This window comes from Nostoc sp. DedSLP03, from assembly GCF_034530815.1.
Lineage (GTDB): Bacteria > Cyanobacteriota > Cyanobacteriia > Cyanobacteriales > Nostocaceae > Nostoc.
Map to the genome: position 1 here is coordinate 1 of NZ_JAVRCK010000073.1, position 24,447 is coordinate 24,447.

Annotated in this window: 18 protein-coding genes, 3 pseudogenes and 1 CRISPR repeat array; of the genes and pseudogenes, 5 read left to right on the forward strand and 16 right to left on the reverse strand. The window is 44.7% G+C overall.

All coding sequences use genetic code 11. The annotated features are described in order from the left end of the window. From RM368_RS27705 to RM368_RS27720, 4 genes are all read right to left on the reverse strand, one after another. A partial coding sequence (locus RM368_RS27705; protein WP_322697026.1) for a filamentous hemagglutinin N-terminal domain-containing protein occupies positions 1 to 999 on the reverse strand: 999 nt, incomplete at its 3' end. A 368-nt stretch (positions 1,000 to 1,367) separates the two neighbouring features. Beyond that, the gene (locus tag RM368_RS27710; protein WP_322697027.1) at positions 1,368 to 2,024 is read right to left on the reverse strand and encodes a DUF928 domain-containing protein; all 657 of its coding nucleotides are present in this window, start codon (positions 2,022 to 2,024) and stop codon (positions 1,368 to 1,370) included. 318 nt (positions 2,025 to 2,342) lie between these two features. Continuing rightward, on the reverse strand, positions 2,343 to 4,220 hold the full coding sequence (locus RM368_RS27715; protein ID WP_322697028.1) for a CHASE2 domain-containing protein: 1,878 nt from the start codon (positions 4,218 to 4,220) through the stop codon (positions 2,343 to 2,345). 27 nt (positions 4,221 to 4,247) lie between these two features. After that, entirely contained in the window at positions 4,248 to 4,976 is a 729-nt protein-coding gene (locus RM368_RS27720; protein ID WP_322697029.1) for a response regulator transcription factor, read from the reverse strand. A 508-nt stretch (positions 4,977 to 5,484) separates the two neighbouring features. Between RM368_RS27720 and RM368_RS27725 the strand changes: the two genes are divergently transcribed. The 4 genes and pseudogenes from RM368_RS27725 to RM368_RS27740 all read left to right on the forward strand — a co-directional run bounded on the left by RM368_RS27725 (position 5,485) and on the right by RM368_RS27740 (position 7,357). Continuing rightward, positions 5,485 to 5,778 carry a hypothetical protein gene (locus RM368_RS27725; protein ID WP_322697030.1) on the forward strand — a complete coding sequence of 98 codons (294 nt, stop codon included), beginning with the start codon at positions 5,485 to 5,487 and terminating at the stop codon, positions 5,776 to 5,778. Then, complete coding sequence (locus tag RM368_RS27730; protein ID WP_322697059.1) at positions 5,779 to 6,237, forward strand: class I tRNA ligase family protein; 459 nt, start codon at positions 5,779 to 5,781, stop codon at positions 6,235 to 6,237. It abuts the gene before it with no gap. 145 nt (positions 6,238 to 6,382) lie between these two features. Continuing rightward, a pseudogene (locus RM368_RS27735) lies at positions 6,383 to 6,805 on the forward strand (helix-turn-helix domain-containing protein); the annotation flags it as partial. A gap of 321 nt (positions 6,806 to 7,126) precedes the next feature. Beyond that, entirely contained in the window at positions 7,127 to 7,357 is a 231-nt protein-coding gene (locus tag RM368_RS27740) for a hypothetical protein (protein ID WP_322697031.1), read from the forward strand. 1 nt (position 7,358) lies between these two features. On the opposite strand, the gene RM368_RS27745 is transcribed toward RM368_RS27740, so the two are convergent. From RM368_RS27745 to RM368_RS27800, 12 genes and pseudogenes are all read right to left on the reverse strand, one after another. Then, positions 7,359 to 7,796, reverse strand: coding sequence for a hypothetical protein (locus RM368_RS27745; protein ID WP_322697032.1), 438 nt, complete (start codon positions 7,794 to 7,796; stop codon positions 7,359 to 7,361). An 82-nt stretch (positions 7,797 to 7,878) separates the two neighbouring features. Then, positions 7,879 to 8,775 (reverse strand): annotated as a pseudogene (locus RM368_RS27750) (IS630 family transposase). 47 nt (positions 8,776 to 8,822) lie between these two features. Beyond that, complete coding sequence (gene cheB / locus RM368_RS27755; RefSeq protein WP_322697033.1) at positions 8,823 to 9,959, reverse strand: chemotaxis-specific protein-glutamate methyltransferase CheB; 1,137 nt, start codon at positions 9,957 to 9,959, stop codon at positions 8,823 to 8,825. Positions 9,960 to 10,177: 218 nt separating this feature from the next. Then, positions 10,178 to 12,559, reverse strand: coding sequence for a hybrid sensor histidine kinase/response regulator (locus RM368_RS27760; protein ID WP_322697034.1), 2,382 nt, complete (start codon positions 12,557 to 12,559; stop codon positions 10,178 to 10,180). Between the two features lie 27 nt (positions 12,560 to 12,586). Beyond that, on the reverse strand, positions 12,587 to 14,155 hold the full coding sequence (locus RM368_RS27765; protein WP_322697035.1) for a HAMP domain-containing methyl-accepting chemotaxis protein: 1,569 nt from the start codon (positions 14,153 to 14,155) through the stop codon (positions 12,587 to 12,589). Positions 14,156 to 14,176: 21 nt separating this feature from the next. Then, positions 14,177 to 15,583, reverse strand: coding sequence for a HAMP domain-containing methyl-accepting chemotaxis protein (locus RM368_RS27770; RefSeq protein ID WP_322697036.1), 1,407 nt, complete (start codon positions 15,581 to 15,583; stop codon positions 14,177 to 14,179). 152 nt (positions 15,584 to 15,735) lie between these two features. Further along, complete coding sequence (locus RM368_RS27775) at positions 15,736 to 16,071, reverse strand: hypothetical protein (RefSeq protein WP_322697037.1); 336 nt, start codon at positions 16,069 to 16,071, stop codon at positions 15,736 to 15,738. Then, positions 16,037 to 17,494, reverse strand: a complete 1,458-nt coding sequence (locus tag RM368_RS27780; protein ID WP_322697038.1) for a methyl-accepting chemotaxis protein — start codon at positions 17,492 to 17,494, stop codon at positions 16,037 to 16,039. The genes RM368_RS27775 and RM368_RS27780 overlap by 35 nt, the downstream gene beginning before the upstream one ends. A 334-nt stretch (positions 17,495 to 17,828) precedes the next feature. Continuing rightward, positions 17,829 to 18,872, reverse strand: a complete 1,044-nt coding sequence (locus tag RM368_RS27785; protein ID WP_322697039.1) for a chemotaxis protein CheW — start codon at positions 18,870 to 18,872, stop codon at positions 17,829 to 17,831. Then, positions 18,862 to 20,514 (reverse strand): CheR family methyltransferase, encoded by a 1,653-nt coding sequence (locus RM368_RS27790; RefSeq protein ID WP_322697040.1) that lies wholly within the window; start codon positions 20,512 to 20,514, stop codon positions 18,862 to 18,864. Before RM368_RS27790 ends, RM368_RS27785 begins: the two co-directional genes overlap by 11 nt. Before the next feature lie 348 nt (positions 20,515 to 20,862). Beyond that, positions 20,863 to 21,450: pseudogene (locus RM368_RS27795) on the reverse strand (ABC transporter transmembrane domain-containing protein); the annotation flags it as partial. A 14-nt stretch (positions 21,451 to 21,464) separates the two neighbouring features. After that, complete coding sequence (locus RM368_RS27800) at positions 21,465 to 21,923, reverse strand: biotin/lipoyl-binding protein (RefSeq protein ID WP_322697041.1); 459 nt, start codon at positions 21,921 to 21,923, stop codon at positions 21,465 to 21,467. Positions 21,924 to 21,950: 27 nt separating this feature from the next. On the opposite strand from RM368_RS27800, the gene lanM reads away from it, so the two are divergent. Next, entirely contained in the window at positions 21,951 to 23,222 is a 1,272-nt protein-coding gene (gene lanM, locus RM368_RS27805) for a type 2 lanthipeptide synthetase LanM (RefSeq protein WP_322697042.1), read from the forward strand. A 174-nt stretch (positions 23,223 to 23,396) separates the two neighbouring features. After that, positions 23,397 to 24,264: a CRISPR direct-repeat array (repeat unit 37 nt; unit sequence GTTTCAGTCCCCTCGCGGGGAAATAGTCTGTGGAAAC). The last annotated feature ends 183 nt before the right edge of the window (positions 24,265 to 24,447 follow it).

Genomic DNA, 24,447 nt, shown 5'->3' on the forward strand with positions numbered 1-24,447 from the left:
CTTAATGGGTTGCTTGCAATTTGAGTCTTTCTGCCAAAAGTGGATGCTCCCGTTAATTTCAACATTACCACCTTGACTATTTAATGTTCCTAAACCTGTCTCTATACCTGCTCTAAGTTTACTTTCTCCTGCCAAATTCACATCACGGGCATGAATTTTGATATTTCCGCCATTCGCACCTCTAACATTAACTTCTGCGGCGTTATTGAGAGAAACATTTGCTCGTTCTACACCATCAGGCACTACCAAACTGATATTATCACCTACGATATTTAATCCCACATTTCCTGGTGCAGCTAAACCTGCTAACTCAATATTTCCTTCATAAGTGCGAATACTCCCACCATCAAGATTGATATTTCCACCGACAAGCAGCAAACTTTTACCATCTGCAACTCTTAAACCCGTGACATCTTCAGCAATAAGATTTTTTCCAGCATCTGCTTGCGATTGATTAGTAATTCCTGCATTCGCTTGGATTTGATTAAACAACAACGCTGAAGGATTAATCGTCAATAATGGTGCTGCTTCAGGATTCGTCACGCTAAAAACCCCCTGATTTCCAAACTGAATCCCGTTCGCTGTTGTGCCCACAAACGAACCCTGCACATCTAAACTGGCATTTTTACCAAATAAAATGCCATTGGGATTGAGCAAAAATAAATTCGCATTACCTAATACTCCCAATGTCCCAAAAATATTTGATGAGTTACCACCAGTAACGCGAGAAAAGATATTGGTTATCCCCTCTGGATTGGCGAAATAAACGCCTTGACCCTCACGGATGTTAAAATCTTGAAAACTGTGAAATAGGTTAGCACCACGAGCCGCACCGCCCTCGATGCGGTAATTGTTTGTATTAATAGGAATGACTTGCGATCGCTCGTTTCCCAGGCTGTTATCGGGAGTTAACTGAGCAAAAGCAGGATTAATAGAAACTGCAATACCTACCACGCATCCCAGCCATCCTGTGACAGCAACCGACCAAGTTTTTACCATTTCTATTCTGCCTACTATTTTTATAGTGGTTCTTAGTTGTTTAATAAAGACCTCACCCTAACCCTCTTCTCTTAAGAGCTACCGTGTACACACAAGTCAAATTACCCCCCTTAATCCCCCCGTGTATTGGGGGGAAATAAGAAATCTAGTTCTCTCCCCTTTCTAAGGGGAGGGTTAGGGTGGGGTAAAACTGACATGAAAAACCAAGTGAGTAAACTATTTCAGACTTGTGTGTACACCGTAGCCTCTTAGGAGAGGGGATCAGAAAAACTTTGATTGCTGGAAGCGGAGTAAGATTCAAAGCCTCTCTCCTTTTAAAAGAGAGGTTTGGAGTGAGATCAGAGTGTGTTGCATCAAAATGAAAACTGCTATATTTTTTCGCTGCCAATTTTCTGGAGGTATTCAATTCGTTGCTGAATATTTTTTTGATCTACGTCATTACCGATAAGCATTTCTGACTGTGCAAGTTCTTTAACTAAAGTTGCCCCAGTTTGACCCAGTTTAGCATTACCAGTTGCTTTTAATGCTTCTTCTAATGCTTCATACCACAGTTCATTTTCAGTATAATAATTTATACTTTCTGGAATGCTAGTAAATCGATTTTTAACAAGTGATTGAGGATTGATAACAGTAAATTCTGCACGTCTAATAATCGTGTCGTTTTCGCAGTCAATTGCAATTTGCCATAGATATGTTTTGCCGACTGTGAGTTCGGGGTAATCAACGGGAAGTTTTAGTTTGTTAATCCCAACTGTTGTGGGTATTTCTTTAACTTGCCCAATTTTTTTAACTGTCTTGGGTGAATCAAATTCATACAGTTGGAATCGCGCATTTTGAGAACTTGACATATACCAAGCTAAGGTTGGACGTGTGGAAGCAGTTTTACCGATAAATGTCTGAGGTGCAAGCTGCGTCAGTGGTATGCCACTAGCTGAACATCCACGCGAACCACCTGCACGGGTATTGTCGCTGGCTGGTTTGCGATCGCGTGGTTTAAACTGAGCAAATGCTGGGACTGCGGTCATAAGAAAAACTACTCCTACAACCAAGCTTGTAAATCTGCCCTTATTTTCCCAAAATACGAAATGTTGATGACTCATGGTAAATGCTGTTGATTGTGTGGTTATCTAAAACTTTTTAAGAATTGAGAATTCTGGCGACTAATATCATGTCCGTATAATTAGTTATGATTTCCACAGTCATTGCACCCCATCCCCAGCCTCTCCCTGGAAGCCGGAGAGGGGAGACAAAGCATAGCTTTGGCGGGGTGGGGTTCTTCAGGTTTAAGGTTCTTCAGGTTTAATAAGTAATCTAGCAGATATGATATAATGCCTTATTCCTTCTTAAAATTCCTTTGTAGGTTTCCAACGAAGTTCACATATAGTCCCACGTGGAGAAAGCGATTCACGGCGAAACTCTCCTCCTAATTGTTTAGCAAGCATTTTAAAATGTTTTGTGCCTTTATTCTCTAGTTTTGATTTAATACCTGAACCGTTATCTCTTACAGATAAATTGTATTTATTTGCACTATAAATGCCCGATGCTTGAACTCGCTTGACTCCCTGGGCATGTTTACCAACATTACATAAAGCTTCTTCTAAAAACAGACATATTCCCCGTTTGTATTCTATAGTTAAATATTTATCATCAATCGGTTCAAAATTGCGAATTTTAACTTTTAATGTTTTAAAATGTTCAAAATCTTTACGTTCTAATGTACTTGAATAAACCTCATATAATAAATCGTGCAAAGGTCGTTTCAATTCAAGTATTAATCCGCTACCTAAACGTAAGCTCTCTTCTGTGGTTAATGCTTCGATTTTGAGAAAATCGCCAAGTTCACGAATTTCGCGATCGAGTTTTTCAAATTGCTCAACCAGTTGTTCGTAAGGAATATCTTTAGCACGCAGATGCTTTAATCCATAAGCAAGAGTTTGCAAAGGGCCATTATGAATTACGGTAAATGTGTGTTGAATTGTGTTTTGACGTTCGTTAATTTGCGATCGCAAAAATTTATCATGCTGGTAAAAAGCACGCAAACCCACCCCAACGGCTAATATCAGAAAACTAGGTGCTACAGGAATCCATACGCCCCACACCCACAGCATTATATACCCGCAGCTAAACAAACAAAATGCTGCTACAGTTACAGTCAGTAAATTTGCTTGAGCAGATTGGGTAAACCGTCCGATAACGATCGACAAAAACCCCCAAACAATTATCCATGTATACTCTCCGAACTCTCCCCAACTATGCAACATTGTTCGGCTATCTATTACGCTACTAAGAATTTGACTGATGACATGAGCGTGATAGTCAATGCCATAAATTTGACCGCTTAAACTTAAATTAGATAAAGCTGAAGTATAAAAAATATCACCTGTGCTCATATTGCGGTTGCCAACTAAGACAATGCGATCGCGCAGCAATTCTGCATCAACTCGATCGTTGAGAATATCGCGCAGCGAAACAATATTAAAAGGTCGATCGCTGTTGCGAAAGTTCATCAAAATTGACAACCCCCCATCATCAGCCCTGACATATCCGCCAAAATTATGGGTAATTCGGGGTAATTCAATCCCACGGAATCTTATTGTATTCGGGTCATTTTTTCCAGTTTGCGGCTCAATTCCTTTCGCATTTAAATACTTAGTAACTAACCGCAGTGCTAAAGAATATTTATCTTCATTGATATTCTTAGGATTTGGCGTATACAACAAATAGCGTCGATTTTTGCTATCTTCATCATTAGGTAAATCGACAAACCCAACTCGTTCGGATGGTAAGCTCTGGGGTGGTGAAATTTCTCCAGGCCGTAAAATTTTTTCAATACCAATAATATTAGAATTTGCTCGTAATATCTGCGCTAGTTGTTCGCCACCAGGTTCTACAGAAACATTTTTGAAGATATCCAACCCAATGGCTAGCGGTTTATAAGTTTCCAGCTTGGTGAGTAACTCTGCAATCTTCCGATCTGGGATTGGATATTGTTTAACCCATTCAATATCCTTTTCGTCGATACCCACAACTACTACACGTTCATCAGGGTTTTCTATCGGACGCAGACGTAGCATCGTATCAAGCAGCATCCATTCCCAAGATTGTATTCCTCCAATTATTCGGATCAAAATTACCAACAACAGCACTACGATCCCTGGACGTACAGCCAGCAACCATAACCTGAATTCTTTCCAAATGCGATACCAGATTCTCTTTTTCATCTAGCTTCTAGATTAATTTTTTGCGTATTAATCAATTAAGCCTTCTTCACGGGAACGAACTTCGGTTTGGATTCGCATATTCTTACCACTTTGCTTACAGTCTTCAGGATACACCCCCAAAACATCTTGAATCTTCGTCCAGTAAGTACGTACTGCTCGCTCTGATTTATACATTCTGTCTGCGATCGCCTTATCTGTTAAACTCTCTTCAAAAGCTAACCGCAACACATCCAACCATTCCGGTTTGAGTTCGATCCCCATTTTGATGTCTTTGGTGTGAGTTGCACCCTGAAGTGCCAAATTAACCCGCATCAGCATTTCATTTTCGGGTAATCCTTTGTCTGCGATCGCAAACCCACCTTGATGATTATCAATCTCGTGTTTGATCCGGATCAAGGCTTTCACATAACTAGTTTGCACGATAAAATTTTGATGGGGATATTCTTTGAGCAAATTTTGCAACAGCTTAATTCCGGTATCAATTTCTGCTATCTTCCCTTGCCGATCGGGAATTGATAAATCCATCACAATCAGGTCAAACTGATGAAGTTGAAGTTGATCGAGTGTCTCTTCTCGGGTCTGAGCTTTAACAATAGCAGCTTTGGGATACTCTCGACTTAATACATCAAGGGTACCAGTCAAAATTAATTGATGATCGTCGATAACAAGAATACCCGGTTTTTTTTCCACTGGTGAATGTCCATAAGTGGGATCTTCTTTCAAACTTACTCCTACCGTATTTTTGCTTATGTTCATCTCAACTAAAAGTTTCCTTAAGCTTTACAAAAAATCTTTTACTGTACGGTGTTTACCTTGCTGACTTTTCACGGAAGTCATCAAGCCTCGAAAAAGCCTGGCTTTCTCCACAGCCTAATTATCAATGGCTCTGAGTTAATGAAAATAACTAACGGAAAAATCAGGGGTTAGGAAACCGCCAAAATGAGCTTTTCCACGTGACCTGAATTGTCAGGTTTATATTGAGATTCATATTTTGCACTTTTTATCACTAACTCTACTCGTTGAAGTATGGACTTATTTTAATTGGAGATCAATTTTCAAGCTATGCACAAAAGTGCAAACCCAGACAGCAAGTCTAAATTCAAAACGGCAATGGGAGCAACACGATTTTATAACATTAGTGCGATTACTTGGCTAGAAAGCTCAGTATGGGTATGAAAGATTTCCCATAAAGTGTTGAAGGCACTGCGGATCAGCTTGCCGTGGACATCTCCAATTTGGACGAAACAACTACACTGAAAATTGGTTGCCTCAAGGAACCGGAAATTCTCCTTTGGCGGACATTCCAGAATTTGTCAATACAACTTGTCCTTGCTGTGGTGGTGCAGCACGGCGAGAAACGGATGTGTCTGATAACTTTTTGGATTCTGCGTGGTATTTTTTACGCTATCCCTCAAGCGATCGCTCTGATGTTCCATTTGATCCAGCAATTACAGCTAAATGGTTACCTGTGGATATGTATATTGGTGGCGCGGAACATTCTGTAGTTCATTTGTTGTACAGTCGATTCATCACAATGGTGTTACACGATTTGGGGTAGATCCCCTTTGAGGAACCCTTTCGACGATTCCGCGCCCACGGATTGCTGACTAAACAGGGTGCCAAAATGAGCAAATCGAAGGGTAATGTGGTGAATCCCGATCGCTACATCGAGGAATATGGTGCAGATACATTGCGAACCTACTTGATGTTTTTAAGTCCATACGACCAGGGTGGTGATTTTTCTGACAGAGGTATTGCTAGCATCCAACGATTCTTGGAGCGAGTGTATCAATGGGTACTCAAACACCAGAATCGTCTTCAGCCTCAGCCGCCAGATTTGGCTTCGCAGCAACGTTTACATCAAACAATCCATAAGATTTCTGAGGATATTCAATCACTGAAATACAATACAGCGATCGCCGCATTGATGAGTTATTTCAAGATGTTGCAAGCGGAGTTGAGTATTGCTGAGGTGGAGTTGAAGTCGTATCTATTACAGCAGTTTTCATGTATTTAGACCATAATTATCAGACCTAACCCCCAGCCCCTTCCCTACTAGGGTTGGGGAGAAAATCAAAGCCTCTCTCCTTTTAGGCTATCCATTAGTCATATCATGTTCGGATAATTACTTATGATAAAGGTAGGGATGAAAACGATGAAGTATGCCAAAAAGAATCACTATAGCCACACATTTAGATATTGCTGAGTTAGAACAGCTTTACCGCGAGACGAAGAATGGGGTAGAAAGTCGTCAATACCAGATTATATGGTTACTAGCACAAGGAAAAAAGACGGAAGAAGTAGAGGAAGTAACAGGTTACAGCAGAACATGGATATACGCATTGGTTAAACGGTACAACGAGTTGGGTATAAATGGAATTGGCGATCGCCGCTTTTCAAATCAAGGCGCAAAGCCGTTAATCTCCGACATACATCAAGCACAGCTATGGCAAGCTTTACAAGAAAACGCGCCAGATGGAGGACTGTGGAATGGGCGAAAAGTTGCGGATTGGTTAAGTGAAGTTACTGGAACAAAGATTAGTAGGTACAGAGGGTGGGAGATATTACGGCAAATGACTTTTAGATGCAGTTTTGGTAAAATTTAGGTAACATTATCATTTGATAGCTCTTGTTGAGAATACCTGACCTATCTTTTTTTACCCCAAAACGGTCACACTCTTCTCCTGTCTTTGCTTCAGCTGCTTTGTCACCCCGTCAGGTCCGCAACTTAAGCCTTACTCTTTTTCAAGCGTTCGTGCAGAGCGCGTCTCGTAGAGAGGAAATTTCAGGCTGTAGCTGTTGCTCAGGCATACCTCGCAGCGCCGCACTTTGACACGATCCATCTGTGAGATAGTCACGTAATAGATGCTTGAATATAGAAGTCAAACAAAAAACCAATTATACCCATGTCAGAAATTGAAAACTTCGGAGTGAGTGTAGAAGAGTATTTAGAGGGATTGGCAGCAGGGATTGATGTTTTGGAGTTGAAGCGGTTGGAAGCAACCGGAATTCCTACCCATTTAGCTTTAGAATTGATGGCGATTATGCCAAAAGTAATTGATGGCACGGCTACTCCTGAAGAAGTGGTCAGAGGACTGATGATTATGACACCATCACTCAGAAAACAACTTGAATAGTTTACTTTGAGATGTCATCTTCTATCAGTGCGTTTAATTGCGCCAACAATTTCTCTACTTTTGCCTGTTTTTTGGGGTCATCCCAGACTTGAGATTTTTTTAAGCGGCGAAATGTGTCATCAGCTTTGTTTTTTAAGGATGGAGTCTCTGATTTAGACTGCTGCTCAATTTCTTTAATCTTGCGTTTGATTTCGCTCAGTGAGAGATTTAAGACTTTCGCATCTTCTAAGAATTGAATTCTAGTTTTTTCATCTTGAATTCGGGCGATCGCTCGTGCTTTAGTGTATTCGATTTGCCCAAAACGCAGTACCTCTAGCACATCAGCAGGGAGATTTAGCAAAGGAATGCGGCTGACGCGAAAACTTTCAGCGCTGAATTTACCGATGGCTAAGAGGATAGATTCAATAGTTTCCATCTGACGGAAAACGTTTTCCGTCAAATCTAAGTTTCGCTTTTTGGCATTGGCAGCAGAGTTGAGGACGGAAATAACCTCGTTTCTGTTATAGCAATCGCCATTACGGTTAGGACGCTAGATGTAAGATATACTCCATCGCATCTCGTAGACACTCATATTGGTCAAGTTGCTTGCGAATGCGACTTTTGAGCCAAGACCAGCATCGCTCAATCTTGTTGAGATCCGGTGAATAGGGAGGTAAGTACAATAGTTTACAACCTGCTTGCTGAATCAGTTGTTCAATACGACCGCCTTTATGGAACGTAGCATTATCGATGACTACCACCTGTCCTGGTTCCAACAGAGGGATTAAACAAGTTTCTAACCAAATCTCAAATACAATTCGGTTGAAGGAACCAACAATAGTAAAAGGAGCCATCAGTTGCTGGTTACATAAGGCCGCAATCATATTGACACAGGCGTTGCCGCCGTCCTGACTTCAGCGGATGAAACCGTTGTCCTTTCTCATTCCATCCATAACCATAGTCTTCTCGATTGTCCATACCTGCTTCATCAACATAAACAATCGTTTCATCTGCCTGGGTTGTCAACTGTGCTATAAATGCTTGCCGTTTGACCTCATCCCGCTCTCGATAACCATAGGTCTTTTTTTTCGCGTGAACCCAATTTTCTTCAATGCTCGTGAAATTGTGCGTTAGCGAAGCTCGCCGAAGGCATCGCTGATGTCGCCCTCCCACAATTGAGCCATCTCTACCTGAGTTTTATCGCCATAAGTTTTGGCAAACGCCCGAAACCGCTCCCAATCTGTGATTTTATGGTTGTTGCCACCAGGGCGGTTGGGTAATGCCTTCACATCTCCGGTTTGGGCTTTGCGCTGCAACCATAGGTTGATTGTGTTGCGGCTGATGTTGAAAAGTTCACTGGCTTCGCTTTTCTTCAGTCCATATAACTCGATCGCTTGGATCACTTTTTGACGAAAGTCGTAACTGTAGGGTTTAGGCATAGCAGAGTAGACGATAGCAGCTTACGATAATACCTTGATTCTACGTCCTAATGCTCTTGGCGGTTGCTATAACTGGAAATTCGATTTAATAGCATGGGAGCAATTTCGCCGATCGCCAAAATATGTTGGGCGGCTCCCAGAGCGATCGCTTCTTTGGGCATCCCGAAGACAACGCAGGTTTGTTCATCCTGGGCAATGGTAGTGCCCCCGGCTTGGGCGATCGCTTGTAATCCATCTGCACCATCCCGTCCCATGCCAGTCAGCAAAATACCAACCGCCGATCGCGGGTAGCAGGTGGCAACGGCTTGAAACAAAGCTGTAACGGAGGGACGATGCCCGGAAACGGCAGGGGTGCTAACGGTGGTTAATCGCCCTTGAGTATCGAGTTGCAGGTGTTGTCGTTCGGGAGCGAAGTAGACAGTACCCGGTTTGGGAAATTCTCCCGGTTGGGCGATCGTCACCCGCAGGAAACATTCTGCTGCTAGCCAATCTACCAGTCCTTGCAGAAATCCTTCGCTGATATGTTGGACGCACAGAATGGGTACGGGAAAGTTGGCAGGCAGTTGTTTTAGGATCGCGTACAATGCCTGGGGGCCGCCTGTGGAGGCTCCGATCGCCACGACTTTGGGCAGGGAAAACGGGGAATTACGAATGGGGAATTGCGAGTTACTGACAGGTTTTGGGCTGAATGGTTCTGGCTTTTTTTTAGGGCTAAGAGGATGCGTTCTAGGTTCTACCGTCGCACGGGAAGTGTGGCGAGTAAAGACTGTAACCCCTGCCAGAACTTTGATCCGGTTGATTAATTCGTGCTTGACTTGTTCGTAGTCTGAAAGCGAGTCAATGTTGGGTTTGGGAAAAACATCCAAAGCACCCGCTTGCAGCAGTTTAAAAACATTGCGGGAATCTTCTTGGGTGTTGACGGAGGCGCTGATTACCAGAATGGGACGGGGATAGTCTCTCATAATCCGGTGGGTTAGTTCCAGTCCATCCATTTTGGGCATGTGCAAATCGGTGCAGATTACCTGGGGCTGTGCGGCTGGAATTCGCTCCAATGCTTCCACACCATTGGGAGCAGTTCCCACCACATCCACTTCCGGGGAACTCGCCAGAATTCGCTTGAGGATGGTTAAGGCGACGAGCGAATCCTCCACCAGAAAGACGCGAATCGGGGCAGAGTTTTTCATGAATTGACAGTAAGTTGAGATTTTACGAGAAAATTATTCTTCATCGAACAGAATTCAGGAGTCAGGAGTCAGAATGGGCTAAACGCCCCGCTACCGCTAACAGAATTAATTTTGACCGAAAAAGCGGATAGCGCAGTTCGCGTTCGCGTTCGCGAAGCGTCTCCGGCTCCGCTCCTGAATTCTGACTTCTGAATTCTTCTTCATTCATCCGCAAACCTCTACACCAACCGTTTGAGGGCTGACAGCAAGGCTTCTTGATTAAAGCTGCCTTTGATAATGTAGGCATTGGCTCCGGCTTCTGCACCCCGACGTTTATCTTCATCGCTGGCAAGGGAAGTAACCAGGATAATTGGAAGTTCGCTATATTCTTGATATTCGCGGATTTTAGCAGTTAACCCCAAGCCATCAAGATTTGGCATTTGCACATCGCTAACAACGGCATCAACGGTATGCGATCGCAGTTTGTTCAATCCATCCAAACCATCCACAGCAGTAATCACTTGATAGCCTGCGGTTTCTAAAATTCGCTTTTCTTGCGTGCGTGTGGCAATAGAATCTTCCACTAATAAGACGGTTGGTTTTGTGGGTGCAAGTTGACGAGTTTGGGTAGAAGAAATGGACTGCGATCGCGATCGGGCTGACTTCACCAAATCCTGGGGATTCAGCACCATACACACATCTCCAGTGCCTAAAATTGTTGCCCCAGAAACATTGCGGACTCGTTTAAGTAACTGACTTTGGGGTTTAATCACTACATCTTGCTCATCCACTAAGGCATCTACCACTACACCCAGTTGTGCTTGCCCAACCTGAAGAATAATACAGGAAAGTGCTGTTTCTTGAGTTAACCCAGATGGCATCGGGGGCAGTTCTAATAGATCGGCCAACTGCACAATTGAAATCGGTTGGCTATCCCGAATTATTGTGTCTCGTCCCTCCAAGGGAAAAATCTCTTCTGACTTGATTAAGCAAGCGGTTTGCACAAACTCGACTGGGATGGCGTAAGGCATTTGATTCACTTGTACAATCAAGACATGGGCGGTTGCTAAGGTGATACCGAGATTGACGCGCAGCGTACATCCCTGTCCGGGAAACGATTCTACCTGAATCGTACCTTTCAATTTCTCGACATTGGTTTGCACCACATCCAGCCCCACACCCCGTCCTGATACTTCTGTAAGCAGGGGGGCTGTTGAAAACCCCGGTGCGAAAATCAACGCTTGGATCTGGCTGGGAGTCATTGCAGCTAATTCTTCCTCCCCGCAAATGCCACGCTTCACCGCTATTTGTTTGATTCTATCCAGGTCAAGCCCCCGGCCATCATCACTGATTTCCAGCACAATGTTAGTGGGAGTCTGGTAAGCTCTAAGCCGAATCGTTGCCTTTGTTGGTTTTCCTAGCCGTTCCCGTTCCTGTGGTGGCTCAATCCCGTGATCGATCGCATTCCGCAGGATGTGCATTAGCGGATCTTTCATTTCTTCCAACAGGCGTTTGTCGGCAAGGGTGTCTTTGCCTTCTGCGATCAACTCCACCAATTTTCCCTGCTGCTGCGCCAGATCGCGTACCATCCGAGGAAAGAGGTTGAAAATGGTTGCAAAGGGCAGCAATCGCAGGGTACGAATACCTTCTTCTAAATCGCTACTGAGTTGTTCCAGTCGGGTTGTGTCTTCTGAAAGGGAACTCTGTAAGGTTTTCACCAAATGGCCCAATTGCTCTAATCGTTTTTCCGAGTGATGATGAAAAGTTTCCAGACGTTGCAGGGCGACATCACCTTGTTGCTCTCGGTTGAACGCAAACCGATTAGTGAATAAATCTCGATTCCATTCTTCCCACAAATTGGCGATCGCCTCAATTTCTCCCAGCCGATGAGCAATCCGAATTTTGGTGACAGTTAACTCCCCTGCTTGCGTCATCAACGTATCCAGGTGGCGAGTACCAACGCGGATGGTTTCGATGCGGTAGCTATTGGTGGGGGATTTTGGACTTCGGCTTGGCTCAGTCGAACGATTTTGGACTTCGGCTTGGCTCAGTCGAACGATTTTGGATACTTCGACTTCGCTCAGTACAAGTTTTGGATTTTGGATTGCTCCGTTTTCCTTTAGTTCTCGATCCTTATCGAAAGTATTGTTTTGTACTGTATTTATGACTTCAATACTGTTGACTTCTGGTTCATCACTTGAGACATCTTCCCTTTTTCCTGGCTGCGCTCCCATCAATTCGGCCAGAACAGAAAAGGTATCAACCTTGGCAGGTTCTCCGGTGACGGCTTCATGAACGAGTTTGCGGATAGCAGCGATCGCATGAGCGAGGCGTTCATAGGGTGAGTCTGTTGTAGCATTGCCCAACGAGGACGCAGGATTTTCTTGTTGCTTGAGTTGAGTCAAAACATGCTCAATTTGATGTGCCAGAGTGCCTATATCTTTGATTCCTAGCATATTGGCATCGCCTTTGAGGGAATGCGCTTCTCGCATCAAGGCTTCCAGGATAGCCAGATCGTCGGGATGGTTTTCCAGATGCAGTAATCCATCATCCAGGTTTTGCAGGTGTTCTTCGCTGGCTACTTTGAAAACGTCTCTCAGTTCTTCATCATCGATCATCATAGTTTTAAGTAATTAGGGGTTGAACGACTAAATGGTTGCCTTGAGTGCTTGCGCTGACTCGTTTAGTTGTTGAGTACCAGAGCGGATCTGACTAATGCCACTAGCAGTTTCACGCGCAGCAATATTTAGGTCATTCATGGCAGAGACAATTTGCTGAATGGCGATCGCTTGCTGGTTGATATTGAGTGAAATCTGTTGACTGTTGATGACAATGTTATTCACTGCACCTTCTACACCAGCAAAGGATTCTGACGTTTCCTGGGCAATTCGCGTCCCTTCTTCCACAGTTTTAGTGCCTTCATGGGTGACAACAACAGTGATGCTGATGGCAGATTGAATGTCCCCTACCAAGGTGCCGATCTTTTCGGTTGATTTTTTGCTCTGGTCTGCTAATTTGCGAATTTCCGCAGCGACAACGGCAAAACCTTTACCATGCTCTCCTGCCCGGACTGCTTCTACAGCCGCATTTAACGCCAGCATATTAGTTTGACTTGCCAACTCGCCCACCAGACCGGAGATACTGCCAATCTGCTTGGTTTGTTCGTTTAAGCGTGTGATGTGATCCGCAATCGCTGCGACTTTCTGCTGTAGGGTTTCCATGCCCTTGAGGGTGCGTTTGACAGCATCAGCACCGTTACCTGCAAGAGTCAACGCCTGCCGTGCGCCTGTTACCGCCGATTCTGCCTGTTCGGCTGACTGCTGCGATGAGGCTCCCAATTCATCGATGGTGATAGTGGTTTGATTGACAGAACTTGCCTGCCGAGTCGCAGTCCGTTCTTGCTGCTCAACCGCAGCGGCGATTTCATTGGTGGAGGCAGCCATTGTTTGAACAATTTGAGCAATTTTGCTTGTCAACGGTTTAGCAAGAAAAAATCCTAGTAAGATTGCTCCCAGAGGCCCAGCAATAATACCAGTAAGCACCCAACCTGTAGTCAAGCGGGTATCGTCACTGGCGGCTTTATTTGCATCTTCAGCAGTATCCCGATTAATTTTGATCAGTTGCAACAATGAGTTAGTTGCAGTCGCAAAGGAAACATCATTTTTGACAACAGCGTTTTGTCTGAGTTGTGTCAGTCGATCGGCAGCAGCGATCGCCACCTTCATTTCTGGAGAATTTTCTCGCTTCTGGCTGGTCAATTCTAGCTGTCTGGCAGTGGGGTTTACAACACCTAACCGAGTAAAATCCTGGTAAGCCTGAAGATAGGCGGCATGATCTTGCTTCCACGCCTGCCACTGTTGCTTAAATGTTTGATAGAGTTTGTCCTCGTCGGGGCTGCGGGGCGTGGTTTCATATTCCTCAAGACCTGCGTCAATCTGCTTCCAGGCTGCCTGCATTCGATTTAACTCAGACTGTTTGGCTGCTGCGGGTAATTCGGGGTTGAGAATTGCTCGCTCTGCCGACTGGATCTGAGTCTGCCCTTCATTAACTCTCCACAATCCGTCGATGCTGGGGAGACTGTTATTACTGAGAGTGTCGATATGGCTGCTTAATTGATGAGTACCCCGCCAGCCGAAAAACCCAACGACCAAAACGACACCGCCCATCAGCAAAAACGATCCCATCAATCGTCCACGCAGAGACATATTTTTTAACATAGCTGTAACTCCAATACATTTTTAGACAACGGCTTTTAGTTCTTGGGCGGCATCATTCAGTCGTTGGGTGCCGACTTTAATTTGACTAATACCAGAGGCGGTTTCCCTAGCGGAAATATTAAGTGAGTTCATGGCTTCTACCACCTGTTGCACCGCGATCGCCTGTTGATTGGAAGTAAGGGAAATTTGTTGACCATTTAGCGCGATCGTTTTGATCGCATCTACAATCTTTTCTACGGTTTTCGTACCTTCATCTGTCACCATAACGGTGGAATTGGTCGATTTTTGAATGTCTAAAACCAGTAGATTAATTTTTTCAGCCGATCGCTTACTCTGGTCTGCCAGTTTGCGAATTTCGGCAGCAACAACCGCAAAGCCTTTGCCATGTTCCCCGGCTCGCACGGCTTCTACTGCCGCGTTGAGCGCTAGCATATTAGTTTGACTTGCTAAGTCACTAACCAGGGTGGAGATCGTGCCGATTTGATTGGTTTGTTCGCTTAGATGAAGAATTTGGGTAGCAATGTCGCCTACTTTCTCGCGTAGACTCGATTGGCTGAACTGACCCTCTTGAGTGCGACCATCTACGAGCAACAACACCTGCCGCGCCCCTGCGGCTGAGGCTTCTGCTTGTTCGGCAGACTGGCGCGAGGAAGCCGCCAATTCATCCATTGTTGTGGTAGTTTGGTTGACAGAAGTGGCTTGTTGGATGGTGGCGCGTTCTTGCTGCTCGATCGTCGTGGCAATTTCGGTTGTAGAAGTTGCGATCGCGCCAGCAGAAGCGTTCATCTGGCGGGCAGTGCGGTTAATCACCCAGATGCCAATCAAAACAGATACCACCAGAGAGAGTCCGCTACTTAACATCACCGTGAACTTGAGGGCATTGAGCGCCTCTTGCTGCTCTTTCGCGGCAATTGCAAAAGTCTGATCTTCTCGCTGCTGCATTTCTCCAATCATGTCTACCACATCCTGCCCTTGATTGCGGGAATTTCCTTGACTCCAGCTTGCAACGGCTTCTTTGACTTTGCCCCGATCCACTCTTGCCATCAGGTTATCGTCAAAAGCAATCTGTTTATTCAGCAGTTCCTCTAGTTTGGTTAAAGACTGTCGTTCCTCTTGCGATCGGGCAAGTGTTATTAGTTTTGCTAGAAATTCCTTGGAATCCTTTTGAGCCTTTTGGTAGCTCTCAAACGATTGCTGATTTTTTTCTAACAAATAGCTTCGATTTGCCTTAGAACTACTTTGCACACTAACAGAAAGATCGTCGAGTATTGAGTTAATGTCATAAGAAGACAATAAATTTTCTGACCGTTGGTTCACCGTGTTGATATTGACGATCGTTGCTCCGGCAGAAATTAACAATGCCAGCACCGGAACTGCATACCCGCCAATAATCCAGTATCTTAGTCTCCAGTTTCGTTTGTTTTCCATCTTGCGATCTCCTGTAAGTGAATAAGTTCGAGAATTTCCAGATATTGCTAAGGGAAAGGAGGCAGGGGGCAGGGGGAAAGGGGGAAAGGGGAAAGGGTAAAGGAAAGCTTTTAACCCAAACCTAGTAACTTTTCCCAAAGCCCAATTTCGAGTTAAAAATGCTTAACCGAACAGTATTGCGGTATACACACAAATCTCTTAATCTGCACCTTTGTTGCATTGACCTGCACCTTTGTTACATCGACCTGCACCTTTGTTGCATCGACCTGCACCTTTGTTACATCGACCTGCACCTTTGTTACATCGACCTGCATCTTTGTTACATCGACCTGCATCTTTGTTACATCGACCTGCATCTTTGTTACATCGACCTGCACCTTTGTTGCATTGCCCCCTTCCCCTTTCCCCTTCCCCCTGCTCCCTGCCCCCTGCCCCCTGCTCCCTGCCCCCCGATTACACAACACTCTGTAGCTTATAAGCTGCATCATTAAGTTGGTGAGTGCTAACGCGAGTCTGACTGATGCCGATGGCTGTCTCTTTAGCAGAGCTATTGAGTGCATTCATTGCTTGTAAAATTTGCTGAACCGCAATGGATTGCTGGCTAGCGTTTAGCGAGATTTGCTGAATATTCAACACCATCCGGTTGACGGCATCGGTGACATTGATAAAGACCTCCACCGTCTGCTTAGTTATTGCCGCGCCCTGTTGAGCAGTTTTTGTACTTTCATCTGTCATCACAACGGTTGAGTGGATGGCGGATTGAATGTCATTCACCAGCACATTAATTTTTTCAGCCGATCGCTTACTTCGATCTGCCAGTTTGCGAATTTCGGCGGCGACGATTGCAAAGCCCTTCCCCTGTTCCCCTGCCCGGACTGCTTCTACTGCCGCATTTAGCGCTAGCATATTAGTTTGATTTGCTAAGTCGCTCACCAACCCGGAAATATTGCCAATTTGCTTAGTTTGTTCGTTCAGGCGCAGCATTTGGTCTGCTACTGCACTAACTCTGTGGCTCAAGGCTGCCATTCCTTCCAAGGTGCGGTTCAGTGATTGATTGCCTTGATCTGCCAAATTTAAGACTTGTTGAGCGCTGGTTGAGGCAGTGGATGCTTGCTGGGCAGACTGTTGAGCAGAGGCGCTGAGTTCGTCCATTGTCGTGGTGGTTTCGCTGACCGAGGCTGCCTGTTGGTTAGCAGTGCGTTCTTGTTGCTCGATTGTGGCGGCAATTTCAGCCGTTGAGGTAGCGATCGCACTGGCTGATTCATTTATCTGTCGAGCAGTGCGGCTAATTATCCAGATGCCAGTCAAAACCGACAACAGCAAGGAAAGTCCAGTCGCGGACAGAATTGTGAGCTTGAGCGTATCGAGCGCTGCTTGTTGTTCCTTGGCAGCCAAAATTACATTCTGGTCTTCTCGGCGCTGAACTTCATCGATCGCACTTGTCAGGCGATCGACCATACTGCGAGCATTTTCGTGACTCCAGGTTTCAACAGCTTGCTGAAGCTTACCTTGATTCACTTTGCCAATCAAATCATCCTCGACAACCATTAAGTTATTCAGCAGTCCCTCTAGTCTGGTTAATGACTGTTGCTCTTGCTCTGTTCTGGCAAGCGACATGAGCTTTGACAAAAGCTCGTTGAAGCTTCTTTGAGATTTTTGATATTCGTCAAAAGATGTCTGATTTTTTTCTAGCAAATAGCCCCGAACTGACTTAGAACCGCTCTGCACATTCGTGGCAAGGGCATTAATCGCTGAATTAACGTTATAGGAAGAAACTAAATCTTGCGATCGCTGACTCACCAAGTTGATATTAATAAATATCAGCCCCGCAGAAATTACCAACGCCAGAATGGGAACTCCATAGCTGCCCATAATCCAGTATCTCAGTTTCCAATTTCGCTTACTTTGCATCTTGTTATTTCTTGTGAATGAATGAGTTCAAGGATTTGCCAATATTTCTTTCTATCATTTGTAATCTTTGCGATCGGATTTTTGAATCAAGGGAAGATTGCACAACATTCTGTATCTCGGCTAAGTTATCTCTGCGAGTTTGCTGTGAATCTCAAATCTGCGAAACCTAACCCTAGTGGTTGTGAGGGCTGGGGAAGGGGGAAAGGGTAAAGGGAAAATGGTATTTGAACTCTCCCCTGCTCCCCTGCACAAGCTTTGAGATGTAGTGAGAAATCCGGGTTAAAACCTTTCCCCCTGCCCCTTTCTCCTTTTCCCCGCTTGCGTCACGAAAGTGTTAGACTTCTTCATTGACAACCAATACCTCTGAAGTCAGCAATTTAGACAAATTGATAATGCTCATCATCCGATCGCGATAAGGTGCGACACCCTGGAGATAGTCGTCTTTGGCAGAATTCAGGGCAATTGGAGGCGCGGTCATTTGGGAGGGATGGATATACGTCACATCAAAAATGTCATCGACGGCAATGCCCGCCACTCGTCGATCTAGACGCACGACAACGGCTTGCTGATGCAATCGCACCCCATTCATGGGCAGATCGACTACATTATTGATGTTAATTAAGGTGACAATTTCGCCGCGCAAGTTGATGTTGCCAACAATGTGCGGCGGACAGCAGGGAATTGGGGTAATCTTGTGAATATCGGTAAACTCATGCACCGTTTCCAAGCCAAACCCAAAGTACTCACCCGCCAACCCGACAACCGCTAAAGGCAAAAGCGATGCCGAATCCTCGTCATCAATCGAACACCGCAGAGCTTCAGTTCGCTCTTGCAAAATCTGTCGCTCCTGGGAATCGAAATGAGCGTATAAGCCTTGATTTAGGGCTGAATCAGAGGGGTGTTTTTGTGCGTCATTGACTGAGCCGTTGTTAAAATCAGACTCTATAAAGGCGTGTTGCACCAACAGTTCGGGATTGAGCAATGTCACGATGCCGTCCTCAAGGTTGGCAATACTAGTCACCAATCTATCCTGCAAACTCTCTTTCGATCGATCGCAAACATCGGCAGCGATCCGATCGAGTGCGATCGCTTGTACACTATCCACTTGATTGACGATGATTCCGATTCGTTGAGTTTGCCACTCCACGACAATCATGCTGTCAGTCAATTGAAAAGGGGGACGTGCTTGTTCTAAATGGCGATATAAATCCATCACGGGGAGAAACTTCCCTCGCAGATTAATTACGCCTAAAATTGTGCTGGAAGTTTTGGCGATCGCAGTCACTTCTGGCAGAAAGAAGAGTTCTTGCACGGCTGTAGCCGGAATCCCATAGCGTGAATGGTTGAGTTTAAACATTAAATAAGATTCATGGCTCATAACTAGTTGAATTTAAGTGCTTAAGAACGTGTGCTTTTAGTTCAGCAGTGGTTTGCTGATTATGGAAATCAATCGCTTCTTGGGGTAGATTTTGCAAAATTTCAAGAAGCGATCGCCAGGTTTTTTGAGCCTGTTTTTCATTTCCGTCTCGTTCATATATAAAACCCAATTCCAGGTGAGCAGTAACAGAATTAGGAGCGAGATAAATAATACGTTTTAAGAATAATTTGGCACTGTCGCGATCTCCTTGCTCTTCGGCAATTTGAGCCAACAAATGATAAGGTTCGATCGCCAATGGACTGATCTGAAGTGCCTGCTGACACGCCTGACTCGCCTGGGAGTAATCGCCAAAATTCGCGTAAGCTTCCGCCATCAAACAATATGCCTGAAAGTGTTGGGGAACAAGAGCAATCAGTTGTTGGGCTAATTGAATGACATCGGCATAAGCTTCTTGAATTAGCGATTCTTTGGCTGCATCTAAAAGAGTTTGAGTGTTGGCGCTCACGTCGAAGCCCGTCTCCAAGCTTGGGAGAGAGTTATTAATATTAAACAATTTCTCTTCTCCTGCTTCTCTTCTTTCCCTGCACGCCTCAACAGATAACTTTGTTAACCAAACCGGATTGAGAGAGGGGGAAGAAATTTCGGTTTCCCTGCTCTCAATGGCAGCAGGTGTTATGGTATTCAAGGCTTTGCTCTGCTCCTTGAGTGAGCTATGTCTTTGATAAACGGCAGATTGCGGAAAATTTTTGACTTGAAACGGTTCAGTTGTTTGTCCGTGTAATTCCGTGTGGCCTGTCAGCAGAAAACCTCCCGGTGTCAGAGAGTAGTAAAACTTGTCTATAACTTGGGCGATGGCGTTGAAGTCAAAATAAATAAACACATTGCGGCAAATAATCAAATCGAAATCGTGAATGCTAGACGCGTAAGCCGGAAAGTTATCCTGCATCAGGTTTCCAGATTGAAATGTAACCATTGCTTGAATAGCAGGATCGATTTTCCAACCTTTTTTGTGGGATTGAAAGTAGCGATTTTTGATTTCTTCAGTGGTTGTCCGAAAAGACCAATCGCTGTAAATTCCTTGTTGAGCCAGGGCGATCGCGCGTTGATTAATATCTGTGCCTAAAATCAGAATGTCCCATGTCTGATTGTTAGGGATTAGTTCCTTCACCAGAATGGCAAGTGAGTAAGCTTCTTCACCAGTCGAACACCCGGCACTCCAAAGCCGTAATGTCGGTCGATAAAGTTCTCCATTAGCAGCGTTGCACTGAGTTAAACTAAGCTCTCGTTTGCGCTCGATTAACTCTGGGAGCAGCTGATTTTTGAGCAGCGACATCTGCCCTTGATCGCGAAAAAAATAAGTTTCAGTGACAGTGAGTAAAGAGATTAGTTCTCGCCACTCTGTCGCACCAGGAACTAATTGATTTCTTGCCACCAAGAACTGATAATAATCATTAAGCGAGCATAATCCCAGCGCCCGGATGCGAGTTAAAAGATTTTTCTTTAATCTATCTTGATAGTGTGATTTGATATGAATGCCGAATGTATCAGCAATCAGATCGACCATCTGTGACAAACTAAAGTCATCACTGTGTTGAGAATTGGGTTCAAGTAAAATGGGGCGAGCGCTGCTAATCTGATTCATCACTAAATTATTTTTGAGCCGATACGCTTAGGTTTCCCATTTCAATCTGTTTATTCGGATTTGTATGATATTTAATATTGAATTCTTTGCCGTCGTGATTGCTGCTACGCTTGGCAGACACTAATGCTTTCACCTTAAAATTGATACAGATGGCAGGCAGGGGGAGCAGGGGAGGCAGGGGAGGCAGGGGAAGCAGGGGAAGCAAGAAAAGTGATTTGTATCAAAAATTTCGTGAAATGGTATAAATCCGCAATATCCCAAACAGCGATCGCTTTTCCTATCATCTCAAGACGCATTTTTGCACTCTTAGGGAAAAGGGAAAAGGTTGAAGGGAAAAGGTTGAAGGGCTACGCAAGATGTGAATATGGGCAAAACTTTATTGCAGACGTTGAGAACGTCTTCAATAGCTTGGGTACTCAACACTAATTTTATTTGCTGGCTATACTGTTTACCCCAGTAAGCAAAAGCGCGTTCTTCAGCTGCTGCGACTCGCAATTTGGCAACCCCGTTGATTAACTGCACCATCACGCCAAAGATTTGCCCTTGTTGCTCCAATAAGGGGCGAACCTTGCGGAGGGTGAGCATACCAGAGAAGAAAGTCAGGGCAATATTTACAACAGCTGCAACAATAGCGATCGCCGTTAACGAACTGTTGTAATAAATTAGCAATCCCAAGTTTAAGAAGGCAAACACGCCAGAGAAAATACTTTTGAGAACTGTGCCACTGAGTATAGAGCGAATCTCACTGATGCTAGAAACCCTAGATTCTAGATCGCCAATAGAATACTGATTAAAAAAAGATACACTTAGCTTCAATAGCCTGTCCCACACCGCAGCTTGAGTGGATGAATCGGCAAAAGTTTCTAGTCTCATGAGGGCAAGCCCTTGAGCTAGTTGAAAAATTGTGCCTCCAAAAGCTGTTGCACAAAGACCTAATCCCTCTTTTGTTACTACGGGGAGAGTATAATCAGAAAGAAAAACAGAAACAGTAAGTAACTCTGATGGTTACACAGCGCAGAGAAGCAGTAAATACAGTCGCCTTCATAGATAACTATTGTCAACACTATTATTCGCTTTTGGAGTCCCTCATATATTTTGCGTTGGGGGGAAATCATACTGACAGCGATCGCCCGGCTTTGGAGTAAGTTTTGCTGTTGTACTTGCAGAGAACTCAAACCTCTATTTCTCAAAATAGGAGTCAAGCTGATTGCTTGTTGGAGACGTTGCTGGGCGATCGCTCTTTTTTCTTCTAGCTTGCGTTGCCCTTGGAGTAAGTTAGAACTGTAATTCTGCGATTCTAATTGTGCTAGCTTGGCACGCTGCTGCTGTAATTGGCTTTGCAATTCAGCTTGATCGATGATTGCTAGCACCTGTCCTTTTTTTACATAGTCACCAACATTAATATTCATCGCCAGGATTCGTCCCGAAGCCGGTGCTTGCAAGAATCATCTGAGGTGATGCTGGATGAGTCAGATTTGGTTTCTGAGGTAATGGCAATTGCCCGTAGATTACAGGAGCGAGCAATTTACGCTCCTGATGGATCTGTAACTTGGCTTGCTCCTCAGTTTATCGCTCAACAACAGCGATTCCAATTTCAACCCACTGAACTCAGCCTTTTTGATGGCAAATTAGGAATTACATTATTTCTGGCAGCGGTAGAGCATATTAAAAAAGATGGAGAGTTTCGAGAACTGTGTTTGGGAGCGTTACAGGAGTTTCGTCAGGCGTTATCCAAAATTGAACAGCCAAAAGGTGAATTCTCGAATCTGAATCTTGGCTTATCAGCTGGACAGGGAGGATGGATTTACAGCTTGACTAAAATCGGTCAATTTCTCAATGACGATCGCTTGATTGCAGATGCTCTAAATTTGGCATACTCCATAGTACCAGAGGCAATTACTAGCGATCGCAGTTTGGATATCGCTGGCGGTACAGCAGGTACGCTTTTGAGTTTATTGGCATTGTACCAAGTTGTTCGCGACCCGGTTGTGCTGGAATCTGCTTGCTTGATTGGTCGTCATTTATTAGCCCAAAGTGTAATAACTTCTAAAGGCAGAGCTTGGAAAACGCTGGATGGTGGATTGTTAACGGGCTTTTCCCACGGAGCAGCCGGAATTGCCTACGCCCTGCTCAAACTTGGACAGGTGACGAATGATACGGAGTTTAGGGCGGCTGCGGCAGAAGCGATCGCCTACGAACAAAGTATATTTTTACCAGAGGTAGGCAACTGGCCGGATCTCAGGGACTTTTCTAAATTTCTCCAAGCAACTGCCAAATCCGAATCTTCTTCGCTTATATCTACTTGGTGTCACGGTGCAACCGGTATCGGTTTAGCCCGCCTTGGTGGACTGCCAATGTTCTCAACTGAAGCAATTCATCAGGATATCCAAGTGGCAATCAAAACTACCCAAAAGCAACTCACCCAGAAACAAGGGATAGTAAACCAGCTATGCTGCGGTCAGATGGGACAGATTGAATTGCTGCTTTGTGCAGCCAGCCGATTGGGAAAACCAGATTTATTGACAAATGCCAGAGTTCATGATTTACAAATTGTGCAGCAAGCAAGACACAAAGGATATTATCTCGAACCCGCCCTACACTCAAGTGTATACGTTCCTGGTTTGTTCCGGGGAGAGGTTGGTATTGGTTATACTTTGCTGCGCCTAACTCATCTAGAACAACTACCTTCAATTCTTTTATGGGAATAGCAGCTTTTGAATTTACCGCGACGTGATACGTAGCATCACGTCGCGGTAAGCTGTTTCTTGTTGTCACAATTGGTTTTGCAGTTGTAGTCTAACTACCATTAACTGCCAAAGACTGCGATCGCTAATCAAGTGTGGAAATTTGAAAGCTTACCATCGGTTTTACGCTTTATAGTCGTTTCAGTCCCCTCGCGGGGTAATAGTCTGTGGAAACGAGATTATTATAGTGTAATTATTGCTTGTTGTTTCTGTTTCAGTCCTGTTGTTTCTGTTTCAGTCCCCTCGCGGGGTAATAGTCTGTGGAAACTAAAGAATTGATTTAACCCGTCAGTTGATTGTCTTGATTGATGTTTCAGTCCCCTCGCGGGGAAATAGTCTGTGGAAACTAGATACCGAAACAGGCGATCGCAAAGACGTGAAGGTTTCAGTCCCCTCGCGGGGAAATAGTCTGTGGAAACCTATGGTCGGAGTTGGAATTATCCGCGAAATATTTACGTTTCAGTCCCCTCGCGGGGAAATAGTCTGTGGAAACGATAAAGTTGAGGCGGCTGTGGCAGGTACTTGCGAGTTTCAGTCCCCTCGCGGGGAAATAGTCTGTGGAAACTCTAGACTATCCCAAGACTAGTAAATTTCATCTGGAGATTGTTTCAGTCCCCTCGCGGGGAAATAGTCTGTGGAAACTATTTACCGATAGTTTCTACTGGTAGATATTTACTGGTTTCAGTCCCCTCGCGGGGAAATAGTCTGTGGAAACGATAGCCGGGGGGATTTGTCAACTATTAAATTCAAAGTTTCAGTCCCCTCGCGGGGAAATAGTCTGTGGAAACAAAACTACAACGACAACGCTTGGCATAGAGTCATGTTTCAGTCCCCTCGCGGGGAAATAGTCTGTGGAAACCCAACATCGTATTGCTGCCCGCTACCTTTTCTTGAATGTTTCAGTCCCCTCGCGGGGAAATAGTCTGTGGAAACCCACGAAAGGAAGCGGCTAATCAGCTAGCCAAAAACGTTTCAGTCCCCTCGCGGGGAAATAGTCTGTGGAAACTGCTCGGTGCTGAAACTGAACCAGAGCAAGCTTCCTGGAGAGCATTTTGACGAGTCTCAAAATCAAGTCGATTTTATCCGTCATTATTGCAAGTAATTTGCAACTTCTCCAACTCTCGAAACGCTGTAATTATTCTGTTATCAAGGTTCTGGCGATTTTGACGAACCTCTAAGGTTTTTGACC